The following is a 13,387-nucleotide window of genomic DNA, read 5'->3' as shown; positions in this document are numbered from 1 at the left end:
GGCGTCCCGGTGTTATCAGGCGCGTTCTGATGGGTCGGTCTTCTTTGCCGTGCGGCGCACGTCGTCGGAGAGCTGGGCGAAGATCCACGACGAGGCTGCCGTGATGATCCCCACGCACACGAAAGTCGCGTGGAATGCCGGAATCACGTTCGAGCCGCTCGCATGGCGGATCAGGCCGGTGAAGGTCGTGAGCAGCGCGCCCGCCACTGTCACGCCGAGGCTCATCGAAAGCATCTGCACGAGCGAAAAGAGGCTGTTGCCGCTGCTCGCGCCACCCATGCCGAGGTCCTTGAGCGTGAGCGTGTTCATCGCCGTGAACTGCATGGAGTTCACGCTGCCGAACACGGCCAGCTGCACGATGCGCAGCCACAGCGGCTCGGCCGGCGTGGCGAGCGTGAAGCTCGCCATCATCAGGCCCACCAGCACGGTATTGGTCACGAGCACGCGCCGGTAGCCATGGCGCGTGATGAGATACGTGACGAGGCGCTTGGAGAACATGCCCGCTGCGGCCACCGGCAGCATCATGAGGCCCGCTTCGAACGGCGTGTAGCCGAGCGCGACCTGCAGCAGCAGCGGGATCAGGTACGGCATCGCGCCGCTGCCGATGCGCGCGAACAGGTTGCCGAGCAGCCCCACGCTGAAAGTGTGGATCTTGAAGAGCTCGAGCGAGAAGATCGGCCGCGGCGTACGCCCCGCGTGCAGCCCGTACGCCACGAATGCCGCGAGCGAGACGATCAGCATCACCAGTACGATCGCCTGCGGGATGCCCAGCTCGGCGCGGCCGTCGAGCGCGACCGAGATCGTCACCATGCCCGTGACGAGCAACAGGTAGCCCGGCACGTCGAATTTCGGCGTGTCGGGATTGCGGCTGTCGGGCATGAAGATGAAAGTGGCAATGCAGCCGGCCACGCCCACCGGCACGTTGATGAGAAAAATCCAGTGCCACGAGGCGATTTGCACGAGCCAGCCGCCGAGCGTCGGGCCGATCAGCGGGCCGATCAGGCCCGGGATCGCCACGAACGAGAGCGCGGGCAGATAACGTTCCGCCGGAAACGTGCGCAGCACGGCGAGGCGTCCCACGGGCAGCAGCATCGCGCCGCCCACGCCCTGCACGATGCGCGCGAGCACGAGCTGGTTCAGCGTGTGCGCGCTCGCGCACAGCAGCGAGCCGATCGTGAAGACGAGGATCGCGCCGAGAAACACGCGCCGCGTGCCAAGCTTGTCGGCGAGCCAGCCGGAGACCGGGATCATCACGGCCATCGTCAGCGAATACGCGATCACGACCGATTGCATGCGCAACGGCAATTCGCCGAGGCTCGCGGCCATCGCGGGCAGCGCCGTGTTCACGATGGTCGAATCGAGCGTCTGCATGAAGAAGCCCGTGGCGACGAGCCACAGCATCACGGACAACTTGCGGGCGGACGGCGTAGAGGTGGGGCTGGACGGGGCGGCGGATTCGGGCATGGGAGAACGCGGGCGCGCAGGCGGTGGCTGGCAGCCGCCATTGTAGTGAACCCGGCGTCGCGGCGGCGTGCTGCTGCTGTTGCGCGATACGGCAAACGCGGCACGGCCGGGGCCTGGTGAGCGGGGTGAATTACCCTGGAACGCGCGCGGCCGCCGCGAAAAACGCCTGCGCGCGCGGGTCCAGCGCGAACGCCACGTTGATGCGCAGCCAGGGGCTCGGCTCGCCGTGGGGCCGGAAGTGGCTGCCTGGCGACGCGCTCACGCCGAACGGCTCGCCGCAGGGCACGAGCCGGGCCGAGTCGTCCACGTGGGGCACGCGCGCCCAGATGAACTTGCCGCCGCTCTGTGCATAAGCGCGAGCGCCGCCTGGCGCCCCGGCGGATCCGGCGAGCGGCCCAGCGAACAATGCCCAGCCGTGGTCTTCCAGCGTGCGCGAGGCGGTGCCGAGCGCTTCGGCCAGACGGCGGCGCAGCCGCTCCAGGTGCTTGCGGTACGCGCCGCGCTCGAGCAGCGTGGCCACCACGGCCTGGGTGAAGCGCGAGCCGCCGAGGCTCGTGAGCGCCTTGATCGAGGCGAGGTCGTGCACGATCGCCGGATTCGCGACCACATAGCCGATGCGCAGCGACGAGGAGAGCGTCTTCGAGAGCCCGCCCACGTAGATCACGTGCTCGAACTGGTCGAGCGCGGCGAGCCGGTCGCTGGGCTCGGCCTGGAAGTCGGCGTAGATGTCGTCCTCGACGATGGTGAAGCCGTGCTCGCGCGCGAGCTGCAGCAGGCGGAACGCGACCGGCGGCGAGACGATGGTGCCGGTCGGGTTGTGGAACACCGTGTTGATGAAAAACGCGCGCGGGCGATGCTGGGCGAGCAGCGCATGCAGATGCTCGAGATCGGGCCCGCTCGTCGTGCGCGTGACGCCGACGATCCGCACGCCGTGAAGCTTCAGCAGTCCGTACAAATTGAAGTAGCCCGGATCTTCCACGAACACGGTGTCGCCGGGCTTGAGCATGTAGCGCATCAGGAGGTCGATGCCCTCGCTCGCGCCTTCGGTGATGAGGATCTGCTGGGCGTCGGCGGCAATGCCGAGCGGCGCGAGCCGGTTGCGCAGATGCTCGCGCAGCGTGGCGTCGCCCAGCGGCGAGCCGTAGTCGACGAGACTCGACGGGTTGGTGCGCGAGACGTGACGGATCGCCTGGCCGAGCGCGTCGATATCGCGCCACGCCTGCGGGATCGAGCCGCTGTCGAGCTGCAGCGTTTCGCCGGGCCGGTTGAGCTGGGTGAGCAGGTGGCCCGATTCGTCGGCGGCGTTCGAGAGGTCGCAGGTGCCCATGCCGGACAGCCCGAGCCGCGCGTGCTCGCTCACGTAGAAGCCCGAGCCGTGCCGCGAGTCGAGATAACCAAGCGAGACCAGCCGGTCGTAGGCCTCGATCACCGGAAAGCGACTGATGCGGTAATCGGCGGCGAACTGGCGGATCGAGGGCAGACGTGCGCCCGGGTGCGCGCCGCGCGAGCGGATCCAGGTCTGCACGCCGGCGACGATCTGGTCGGTGAGCGGGACACCGCTGGCGCGGTCGAGTTCGAGTTTCATGCGGGCCTCGCTGGGAGCGGCCGGGGTTGCCCGGGCGTTGCGTGAAGACGGCTGGGGGACGATCGAGTGTTCGGTTTTTCGGCTGCACAGTTCCGGGTGAACTGTTCGGAATTGTGCATGGGATTGCCCCGCGCTGACCGCAATAATGCTCCAACCGGGAAGGCCCTTCAAGCCGCCGTTACAAGCGATCCGTCTCGCTTCGGCGGGGGGGGGGCGCCGGCCCGCGAGTTATCGTCAAGGAGCACGGCAATGCGCGAAATCCGAATTTTCGAACTGGAACACGGCGAGCCCGCCGAGACCTGGCGGCTCGCGCAGGCAATGCAACTGCATGTGAGCGAGGGCGAACTCTGGCTCACGCTTGGCGGCGACGCGGGCGATTACTGGCTGCGTGCCGGCGAGTCGATTCGCCTTCCTGCCGGCGCGCGCGCGTGCTTGAGCGCGGGGCGCGCAGGGGCGCGCTTCATGCTCGCACTCGGCGGGGCGTCGGCAAACGAGGCGCGCGATATGCGGGCGGCGCCGGCTGCGTTGCCGCACGGGCAAGGTGCGCGCGGGTTTGCGGGATGGCTGGCCCAGGCGCTGCGCGAGCGCTCGACGCGGTTGCAGTGGGGCGCGCGCACCGCCGGCTGAGCGCGCATCAACGCTCGTCGCCGAATTTGCCTATATAGCGGGCGCGTGGCCGGATCAGCCGGCCATCGGCGTTCTGCTCCAGCGCGTGGGCGATCCAGCCCGTCACGCGCGCCGCCGCGAACAGCGTGAACGCCGCGCCGTGCGGCAGTGCGAGCACGCGCTCGATGGCTGCCAGCGCGTAGTCGAGCGTGGGTCGCGCACCGGTGGTCTCCGCCACGGCGTGTGCGAGCGCGTCGACTTCGTCCATCGGCGAGCGGGCGCTCGCATGCTGCGCGAGCATGTCGAGCAGCAGCCGGGCGCGCGGATCGCCGTCGGGGTAGAGCGGATGCCCGAAGCCCGGCAGCTTCGGCGTTGCGCCGAACTCGTCCGCCGCGAGCCGCTGCGCGAGATAGCGGTGCAGATCGTCGGCGTGGGCGGCTTCGTCGAAGAGCGCCGCCACGCGCGTGGTCTCGCCGCCGTGGCTCGGGCCGCCGAGCGCGGCGAGTCCGCCCGCCGCCGCGCCGAATAGATGCATGCCCGTCGAGGTGATGCAGCGCACCGTGAATGCCGAAGCGTTGAGCTCATGGTCGGCACACAGCACGAGCGCGGCGCGCAGCAGTTCCGCCTGCGCGCGTGAGCGCACGGCCCATGCATGCGCAAGCTGGCGGTGCAGCGGTTCGCTGGACGGGGCCGTGCAGACTAGCGCGGCGGCCAGCAAGCGCATCAGTTGCGTGCCCGTTTCGAGTTGCGCGTCGCGGCCTTGGGCCCAGATGCGCGGCATTTGCGTGGCGGCGGACGGCAGCAGCACCAGCGCGCGTTCGAGCGGCGAATGCGCGCTCCAGAGCTTGAGCCACGCCGACCATTGCGCGACGGCGATCGGCGCCGCGTTCGCTTCGAGCACGCGGCGCGGCGAGCATTCCCAGAGCAGCGCCGCGACCTCTTCGAGCGAGGCATGGCGCGCGAGCGCGATGGCGTCCTGGCCGCGATAAAACAGCTTGCCGTCCGCGATCAGCGTGATCGACGATTCGAGCACCGGCACGCCCCAATCGAGCACCTTCTGCGCGACCTTGCCCGCGCGCTTGCCGTCGGCCTTGCGGCGCGCGAGGCGACGAACTTCGGCGGCGGCGTAGCGGCGCGATTGGGGCCGGCTTGGAAGTTCGTGCGGGTGCGCGCTGCCGTTGGCATCGTCGGCGGGTACGGAGGTGAGCATGCCGCGGCTCACATAGGCATAGAGCGTGGCCCGGCTGATGCCGAGCGCAGCGGCGGCTTCGGCCGCGGTCATATAGCTGGACATAGTGGCGCGCCTCGCGAAACCGGAAAAATCGATCTATGTTGATCATCATAATCAAGATTGATTCGATGACGAGCGCGCACTTACCCTTGGTCCATCTTCCCCTGACCCATACAGGACGCAAGCCATGACACCCCGCGACGCGCTCGAGCACCTCTGGATGCTGGCCCATCCTCACGACAGCGCCGCAGCGCACCAGGCTGCGCTCGACACGGTCGACATCGAAGGCGACGATCCCGGCCTGCCTTCGGTGTTTCGCGTCGGCACCCTGGCGGCGGCGAGCATCGGCGCGGCGGGGCTGGCGGCCGCGCGCTTTCACCAGCTGCGCGGCGGCCCCGGGCAGCGCGTCGGCATCGATGTGCGCCGTGCGCTCGCGGCGTTTCGCAGCGAGCGCTATCTGAGCGTCGATGGCGGCGCGCCGTTCGAATTGCGCCATCCGGTCACCGGCTATTTCGAAACGCGCGATGGCCGCTGGATCCAGTTGCATGCGAACTTCGCGCACCATCTGCAGGGCATCCTGCGCGTGCTCGGCTGTGGCGAGCGCCGCGACGACGTCGCGCACGCGATCCGCACGCACTGGGACGGCGCCGCGCTGGACGAAGCGCTCGCGCAGGCGGGCTTGTGCGCAGCGCTCGTGCGCACGCCGCGCGAATGGGCCGCGCTCGAACAGGCGCAGGCCGTGGCGCGCCTGCCGCTCATTGAAATCGAGCGCATCGGCGATGGTGATGGTCGCGGCGATGGTGGCGCGCTCACGCAGCGGCCCGGTGCGCGTCCGCTCGACGGCGTGCGCGTGCTCGACCTCACGCGCATCATCGCGGGGCCGGTGGCGGGGCGCGTGCTCGCGCATCACGGTGCCGACGTGCTGCTCGTCAACGGCCCGCATCTGCCCAATATCGCGCCGCTCGTGATCGACAACGGGCGCGGCAAGCGCTCGGCCACGCTCGACTTGCGCGAGGCTCAGGACCGCGCGCAACTGCACGCGCTCGTGCGCGACGCCGATGTGTTCCTGCAAGGCTACCGGCCCGGCGCGCTGGCAGCGCACGGTTTTGCGCCCGAGGCGCTCGCGCGCGAACGGCCCGGCATCGTGTGCGTATCGATTAGCGCGTACTCGCATCGCGGACCGTGGCGCGAGCGGCGTGGCTTCGACAGCCTCGTGCAGTCGGCGAGCGGGATCGTCTGGATCGAGAGCGTGGCGGCCGCGCACGGCGGCGTCATGCCGGGCGCGCAGATTGATGCGTCGGCCGGGGCATCGCTCGATAAGCGGTTCGATAAGCCGTTCGATGCGCCGCGCCCGCTGCCTTGCCAGGCGCTCGATCACGCGACCGGCTATCTCGCCGCCTTCGGGGCGATGGTCGCACTCGCGCGGCGCGCGCAGGAAGGCGGCAGCTGGCACGTGCGCGTCTCGCTCGCGCAGACGGGCCGCTGGCTGCAGACGATGGGCATGCTCGAGCAAGGCCAGCGCGTGCCCGACCTGCGCGCACAGGACCTCGCGGATAGCTTCGAGGAGATGGATACGCCGTTCGGACGCGTGCGCGCGGTGGCCAGTGCCGAGCGGCTCGACCGCACGCCGGCGTTCTACGCGCGCCCGAGCGTGCCGATCGGGACCGATGCGCCGCAGTGGGCCGCGTGAGGTCGCTTCGCGCCTTACTTGCGCAATTCCGCGACGAAGTCGTAGTAGTCGTTGCGACAGTACGTGTCGGTGAGCTCGATGGCGCGCTGATCGGCGGTATAGCCCACGCGCGTGATGAGCAGCAGCGCTTCGTTGGGCGCGATGCTCATCTGCTGCGCAATTTCCTCGCTTGCGTTGACCGCGCGAAAGTGCTGCAGCGCGCGCACGATCGCGAGGCCGCGCTGTTCGAGAAAGCTGTAGAGCGAGTCGCCGATGGCGCTCGGGTCGGGGATCAGCGCGGCGGGGAAGGTCGAGTTCTCGACGGCCATGACGATGCCGTCGGCCAGACGCAGACGCTTCAGGCGCGTCACGGCGGCGGCGGGCGAGAGGCCGAGCTGGATCACCTCGTCGCGGCTCGCGGGCTGGATCTCGCGCGAGAGCCAGCGCGAACTCGGCGTGAAGCCGCGCTGGCGCAGCATCTCGCTGAAGCTCGTGAGACGCGAGAGCGGATCTTCATAGCGCGGCGTGATGAAGCTGCCCGCGCCCTGGGTGCGGCGGATCATGCCTTGCTCGACCAGCAGCGCGATGGCCTTGCGCGCGGTGATGCGCGAGACGCCGAGCGCGTCGGCGAGCACGCGCTCGGACGGCAGCGCCTCGCCGGCTGACCAGCGGTTCTCGTGAATGGCATCGGTCAGCTTGCGGGCGAGCTGCAGATAGAGCGGCGTGTCGTTGTCCGGGTCCGGGCGCAGGCCGCGCCAGCGGTCTTCCGTGGAGGCGTTCATGGGAGGCAGGCGTGAGAAGCGAACGGCAATTTTATGTCATAGGCGGCGCGGCGAGGAAATGATGGACTTACTCGTCGGCACATGGCCCGGGGCCACGCGAGGCGATACACTGGCCGTTTGCTGCAAGCGCAGATTCGCATGAGGCCGGGAACAAGGGCCTGGCTTGCGAGCTTTGCATGGGGCAGGAGAGCTCTGCATGAGACCGGAGCAAGCGCCAAAGCGCTAATTCCGGATCGCAAAGTGCTGAAGCACCAACGCCTGCCGACACAGGAGACTACATGACAACGGATATCGCCAGTATCGCGCTGCCTGGCGGCGAACGCATCGCAAAGCTCGGGCAGGGCACGTGGGAAATGGGTGAGCGGGGGGGCGACCACAACTCGCGCCGCGCCGACGAAATTGCCGCGCTGCGCAAAGGCGTCGCGCTCGGCATGACGCTCATCGACACTGCCGAAATGTACGGCGACGGCGCGACCGAAACGCTCGTCGGCGAAGCGCTGCAAGGGCTGCGCGAGGACGTATTTCTCGTCAGCAAGGTGTATCCGCACAATGCGAGCCGGCGCGGCGTCGAGCGCGCCTGCGAGGCGAGCCTGAGGCGCCTGAACACCGACAGGCTCGATCTGTATCTGCTGCACTGGCGCGGCGGCGTGCCGCTCGAAGAAACGGTGCAAGGGTTCGAAGCGCTGGTGCGCGCAGGCAAGATCCGCTACTGGGGCGTGAGCAACTTCGACACCGAGGACATGGAGGAACTCTTCGAGGTCCCCGGCGGCGACGCTTGCGCAATCAACCAGATTCTCTACAACGTCGCGCGGCGTGGCCCCGAGTACGATCTGCTGCCCTGGGGCGCTGCGCACGGCATGCCGCTGATGGCGTATAGCCCCGTCGATCATGCGCGGCTGCCGAGGCGCTCGCCGCTCGACGACATCGCGTCCCGGCATGGCGTGTCGATTTATCAGGTTGCGCTTGCGTGGGTGCTGCGTCAGCCGAACGTCTGCGCGATTCCGAAGGCGGGACGCGTCGATCACGTGCGCGACAATCGCGCCGCGCTCGACCTCGTGCTGAGCGCCGAGGACCACGCGATGCTGGACGCTTACTTCAAGCCGCCGCGCAGCAAGCGGCCGCTGGAGATGCTTTAGCGCGGTAGAGGTCAGGACAGGCCGCAAGAGTGCGGAGGCTTCCGGCCACCGGCGGCGGCGCCCGGCCGGGGGACCAGGAGACCGCCGCCGTGATGCCTGGAATGACGCGACCGGCCGTCGCGCCAATTCGGAGTGGTTGCGTTGGCATGCTCGCACCGCCGTGCGAACTCAGTGACCGCCGCCGCCTTTGCCGCCACCGGAGCCGCCGCCGTACCCGCCGCCCGGGCCGCCCGACGGTCCCCCCTTGCCGAATCCTCCACCGAAGCCACCACCGAAGCCACCACCGAAGCCACCGCCGAAGCCACCGCCGAAACCACCGCCGAAACCACCGCCGAAACCACCGCCGAAACCGCCTGAGGGGCCTCCTCCTGAAGGTCCGCCCGACGGGCCGCCGTGAGCGCCGCCGCAACCGCATCCGCTCGATCCGCCGCCGCCGTTACTTCCACCGCCGCCGTTACTTCCACCGCCGCCGTTACTTCCACCGCCGCCGTTACTTCCACCGCCGCCGTTGCTTCCACCGCCGCCGTTACTTCCACCGCCGCCGTTGCTTCCACCGCCGCCGTTGCTTCCGCCGCCGCCGTTGCTTCCGCCGCCGCCGCCCGAGTTGCTGGAGCCGCTGGTCGCGCCGCCGACGCCTGAACTGCCGCGGCCAGAGCCGGATCCCGAACCCGAGCCTGAGCCTGAGCCCGAACCCGAGCCCGAGCCCGAGCCCGAGCCCGAGCCCGAACTGCCTCCAGCGCTCGCTGAACTCGAAGTGGGTCCGTTGCCGCTACCGCCGCGCCCGCAGTTGCCGCTGGTGGCCGCGTAGCAGTTCCTCGGCTCGAAGACAAAGGCGGCGTCGGCTGCTGCGCTTGCCCGGTCGGCGGCAACGGTATCCGCGCCCGGGGCATGGCCGGTGGCGTCCGACGTAGCTGACTTGAGCGCGGGATTGCCCGGCGACGTGTCCTCGACCGGCAAGCCGGCGCCCATCGTGCCGGCCGCGCCGCTCGCAGGCAGCGCGGCTTCGGCGACGATCACCCAGCTTGGAGCCGTTGCGTTGTCGGCGGCATGGGCATCGACGGCCGGCAGGAACACGCTCGCGCCAGCAGCGCCGATTGCGCTGATTGCACCGACTGCGAGCCCCCGACTGATCCCGTAGTAATGCTGATTAAAAATTGTTTTGTTCATTACTTTCTCCCCGGAAGCGATAGCGTGTACCCGCTTCGCTTCTCTTACGCCTTGCGTCCGGCGCTGCATCGCTGATGCGCAGACGCCGTTCCCCGTCAGGCCAGCAGCGTTTGGTGCCGACACCGCGCCGACGCGTGCTTCATGCCGTGCGCTGTTGGCACAGCCTCGCCGGCGCGGGCGGTAAGAGCGGCACCCGGATGCGTTTGCACCGGATGACCGATTCAGTCAGGAATCCTTGCTGACTGCCGCGGACTGTTACGGAGGCGGCGCAAAGCATGTGTGCCGTGCTGCCGGCCATCCGTTCGCCCGGCGCGAGAAACCGCGCGCCTCATCCCCATTCCATCTGGATTTCACAGCGCTGGGCGCAGGCCGGATGCCTGGTGCCGATTTAGCGAGTTCCGTGCCATCGGTCCAGCAAGTCCGCGTGACGAGGACTTAACACTTTCTCTATGGCTACGGGGCGGAAAAATTAACGGAAAACGTTTCGACGATGAAACGCGTGCGGAGTGCCTGGCGATTCGCGTTGCAAAACTGGACAACGCAACGAATTTCGTCTGACCTTCGCGCGGCTCAGGAGTGGGGTTGTGCCGAGGCCGTTTCGGCTTGAAGCGTGCGCAGCTGCTCGGCCGGAATGTGGCAGCGGATGCAATGACCGTGGGCATCCGCGTCGAAGGGCGGCGCGGCTTCGTCGCAGATCGCGCCGAGCTTGCGTGGGCAACGCGCGCTGAAGACACAGCCTGTCGTGCCGCCGGTGGCGTTGCGCGGTATGTCGCCGGTGGGCGTGCCGGCGAGGGTATGGCTCGTGGATGTTTCGCGCGTGAGCATGCCGGGATTGAGCAGCGTTTCGGTATACGGATGGCACGGGCCGCTGAGCACGGCGCTCGCGGGGCCGCTCTCCAGCACGCGGCCCGCGTAGAGCACCATGACGCGGTCCGCGAGATAACGCACTACGTCGAGGTCGTGTGAGATGAACAGATAGCTCACGCCGTGCTCGCGCTGCAGGCGCGCCAGCAGATTCAGGATGGCGGCCTGCACCGAGACATCCAGCGCCGAGGTCGGCTCGTCGCAGATCACCACACGCGGTTCGCCCGCGAACGCCTGAGCGATTGCCACGCGCTGCTTGAGGCCGCCCGAAAGCTGCCGCGCGCGGGCTGCGAGGTAGCGCACCGGCACGCGCACCGCTTCGAGCAGCGCGGCAATGCGCGCCGCGTTGCGGGCTTCGGCGCTTTGGTCTGTAGTCCCGCCTGCAGTTTCGTCCGCGGGCTCCTCTGCCGCTTCGCGCGATCGCGCGCTCGATGCATCGCCCGCGCCTGCGCGCCGTGCCTGGGCGAGCGCGCGGCCCACCAGCCGCCTTACTGGCAGTGCACGATTGAGCGAGGCGTCAGGATGCTGGAACACGATGCGCAACGCCTGCAGCTGCCTGGCGTCGCGCTGCGCGAGACGCTCCGCGAGGGGCTGTGCGTCGAGTTCGAGGGTGCCGCCCGGGTCGGCGGCTTGGAGCCCGAGCAGAAGCTTCGCGAGTGTCGTCTTGCCGCTGCCCGATTCGCCGACGAGGCCGAGCGTTTCCCCCGTGCGCAACTCGAGCGAGACGTCGTCGAGCACGCGCTGCGCGTGCTCGCCGCGGCCGAAGGTGCGCGAAACATTGGCCGCGCGCAGGACCACTTTCGCCTCGTGTGCGCGCGGTGCGCACGGCGTTTCCTCAGCCGGTTCGTTTGTCTGCGGATTCGACTGTCCGGTTGATGGAGCAATGGTCTGTGCACCGGTGCGCATATCGGCGACGTTCGCGTGGTCCGCACTCTCGGCGACCGGCAGCTCGATGGCCCGCTCGTGATAGTGGCAGCGCGACATCTGCTCGCCGTGCGCCGCTTCCATGCGATGCGGCGGCGGCGCGTGCTCGCGGCAACGCGCGTCAGCGAGACGGCAGCGCGGAGCGTAGACGCAGCCATGCGTGAGCGTGCCAGGGGCCGGCAGCTCTCCGGGAATCGTGTCCAGCGCGCCATGCGCCTTGTTGCGGCCCGGCGCCGGCAGGCAGCGCAGCAGCCCCACCGTGTACGGATGGCGCGCCCGCGCGAACACGTCGCGCGTTGCGCCTTCCTCCACGAGGCGTCCCGCGTAGAGCACGCCCATGCGCTCGCACATCCCGCGGATCACGGCCAGGTCGTGGCTGATGAGCAACACCGCCATGCCGAGCTCCGCGCGCAGTTGTGCGATGAGCGCGAGCACCTCGGCCTCGACGGTGGCGTCGAGGCCCGTGGTGGGTTCGTCGAGGATCAGGAGCGCCGGGTTCGACGCGAGCGCCATCGCGATCACCACACGCTGCTGCATGCCGCCGGAGAGCTGATGCGGCCAGCTCGCCATCACGCGCGCGGGGTCGGCGATGCGCACGCGCTCGAGCATCGCATGCGACTGCGCGAGCGCGTCGGCGGGGTGTGCCCCGGCGGCTTCGAAAGCCTCGCTCAGCTGGCGGGCGATCGTGAGCGTCGGGTTCAGCGCGCTGGCCGGATCTTGATAGACCATCGACACCTTGTGGGCGCGCAGCATGCGCAGACCTTCGCGATCGAGCGAGAGCACGTCCTCGCCAGCGATGGCGATGCGCCCCGCCTTCACGCGGCCGTTATGTGCGAGATAGCGCAGCACGGCGAGCGCGACCGTCGATTTGCCGCAGCCCGATTCGCCCACGAGGCCATACGCTTCGCCACGCCTGATGCGCAGCGACACGTCGGTGAGCACGTCGCGGTCCTTGCCACGCACGCGGTAGGCCACCGTGAGGCCGACCAGCGCGAGCGCATCGTCGGCGCGCGGTGCGTGGAAGGTGGCGAGGGCGGGGCGCACGGCATTCATGAGTCGAGCTCCTCGCGCAGGCTGTCGGCGATCAGGTTGACCGCCACCACGAGCGATGCGATCGCGAGTGCATCGAAGGCGACGGTCCACCACGCGCCACCCGCGAGCAGTGCGTACGACTCGGCGAGCGCGAGGCCCCAGTCGGCCGAAGGGGGCTGGATGCCGAAGCCGAGAAACGAAAGCGTCGCCACCGCGAAGATCGCGTAGCCGAGGCGTACCGTTGCTTCAACAACGATCGGCGGCCAGACGTTCGGCAAGATCTCTGCAAACATCACGTAGTGCGCGCGCTCGCCGCGCAGCCGTGCGGCGGCCACGTAGTCGAGATGGCGCTCGGCGAGCACGGCCGCGCGCACGGTGCGTGCGACGAGCGGCGCGAAGGTGATGCCGATCACCAGCACGACGGCGAGGTTCGACGCGCCCACGGCCGCGAGCACGAGCAGCGCGACGATCACGAGGGGCAGCGCGAGCACGGCGTCGAGCGCGCGTGCGACGAGCGTGCCCGCCCAACCTTCGACATAGCCGGTCAGGAGGCCGAGCGCCGTGCCCGCGAGCGTGCCCGTCAAGGTGGCGAGCGGTGCGATCGTAAGAATGTCGCGCGCGCCCACGATCACGCGCGAGCAGATGTCGCGGCCGAGCTGGTCAGTGCCGCACCAGTGCGTGCGCTCGGGCGGCAGCAGCGAGCTGAGCGGGTCGGACGCATAGGCGTCGTAAGGCGCGATCCAGGCGCCCGCGAGGGCGCAGACGATCCATGCGAGCAGAATCAGCGTGCCCAGCACGAACGCGGGCGAGCGCAGCAAAAGACGCAACGTGGCCACGAAGTGCGGCGCGCCGGCTTCGGCCTCGTGCGAGGTCGCATTGTTAATCGATTCGGATACCGTATCGTTCATGCGTATCCCCGTTAGCCCG

Annotated in this window: 10 protein-coding genes; 3 read left to right on the top strand and 7 right to left on the bottom strand. The window is 69.1% G+C overall.

Features of this window, described 5'->3' with window-relative positions; all coding sequences use genetic code 11:
• Positions 1-15: 15 nt before the first annotated feature.
• Both mdtD and P5W99_RS11900 read right to left on the bottom strand, forming a co-directional pair.
• On the bottom strand, positions 16-1,464 hold the full coding sequence (gene mdtD / locus P5W99_RS11905) for a multidrug transporter subunit MdtD (RefSeq protein WP_421024612.1): 1,449 nt from the start codon (positions 1,462-1,464) through the stop codon (positions 16-18).
• A 130-nt stretch (positions 1,465-1,594) separates the two neighbouring features.
• Positions 1,595-3,049: a PLP-dependent aminotransferase family protein gene (locus P5W99_RS11900; protein WP_434660895.1), complete on the bottom strand. Its 1,455-nt coding sequence runs from the start codon at positions 3,047-3,049 to the stop codon at positions 1,595-1,597.
• Between the two features lie 249 nt (positions 3,050-3,298).
• On the opposite strand from P5W99_RS11900, the gene P5W99_RS11895 reads away from it, so the two are divergent.
• Positions 3,299-3,676, top strand: a complete 378-nt coding sequence (locus P5W99_RS11895; protein WP_421024610.1) for a DUF2917 domain-containing protein — start codon at positions 3,299-3,301, stop codon at positions 3,674-3,676.
• A 7-nt stretch (positions 3,677-3,683) separates the two neighbouring features.
• Here the strand turns inward: P5W99_RS11895 and P5W99_RS11890 are convergent, their stop codons facing one another.
• Positions 3,684-4,949, bottom strand: a complete 1,266-nt coding sequence (locus P5W99_RS11890; protein WP_421024609.1) for a citrate synthase — start codon at positions 4,947-4,949, stop codon at positions 3,684-3,686.
• A 124-nt stretch (positions 4,950-5,073) separates the two neighbouring features.
• Between P5W99_RS11890 and P5W99_RS11885 the strand changes: the two genes are divergently transcribed.
• Positions 5,074-6,576 (top strand): CoA transferase, encoded by a 1,503-nt coding sequence (locus P5W99_RS11885; protein ID WP_421024608.1) that lies wholly within the window; start codon positions 5,074-5,076, stop codon positions 6,574-6,576.
• A gap of 14 nt (positions 6,577-6,590) precedes the next feature.
• Here the strand turns inward: P5W99_RS11885 and P5W99_RS11880 are convergent, their stop codons facing one another.
• Positions 6,591-7,337, bottom strand: a complete 747-nt coding sequence (locus P5W99_RS11880; RefSeq protein ID WP_213299888.1) for a GntR family transcriptional regulator — start codon at positions 7,335-7,337, stop codon at positions 6,591-6,593.
• A 278-nt stretch (positions 7,338-7,615) separates the two neighbouring features.
• Here P5W99_RS11880 and P5W99_RS11875 point away from each other — a divergent pair, with 278 nt between their 5' ends.
• Positions 7,616-8,473: an aldo/keto reductase gene (locus tag P5W99_RS11875; protein ID WP_421024607.1), complete on the top strand. Its 858-nt coding sequence runs from the start codon at positions 7,616-7,618 to the stop codon at positions 8,471-8,473.
• Between the two features lie 168 nt (positions 8,474-8,641).
• Here the strand turns inward: P5W99_RS11875 and P5W99_RS11870 are convergent, their stop codons facing one another.
• From P5W99_RS11870 to P5W99_RS11860, 3 genes are all read right to left on the bottom strand, one after another.
• Positions 8,642-9,640: a hypothetical protein gene (locus P5W99_RS11870; protein WP_434660892.1), complete on the bottom strand. Its 999-nt coding sequence runs from the start codon at positions 9,638-9,640 to the stop codon at positions 8,642-8,644.
• A 570-nt stretch (positions 9,641-10,210) separates the two neighbouring features.
• Positions 10,211-12,481, bottom strand: coding sequence for a dipeptide ABC transporter ATP-binding protein (locus tag P5W99_RS11865; RefSeq protein ID WP_421024605.1), 2,271 nt, complete (start codon positions 12,479-12,481; stop codon positions 10,211-10,213).
• The gene (locus tag P5W99_RS11860; RefSeq protein ID WP_421024604.1) at positions 12,478-13,368 is read right to left on the bottom strand and encodes an ABC transporter permease; all 891 of its coding nucleotides are present in this window, start codon (positions 13,366-13,368) and stop codon (positions 12,478-12,480) included. Before P5W99_RS11860 ends, P5W99_RS11865 begins: the two co-directional genes overlap by 4 nt.
• Positions 13,369-13,387: the final 19 nt, after the last annotated feature.

The organism is Paraburkholderia sp. A3BS-1L (genome assembly GCF_051125215.1).
Taxonomy (GTDB): domain Bacteria; phylum Pseudomonadota; class Gammaproteobacteria; order Burkholderiales; family Burkholderiaceae; genus Paraburkholderia.
Note: the sequence above shows the minus strand (reverse complement) of the source record. Positions and strands in the feature narration are given on the sequence as shown.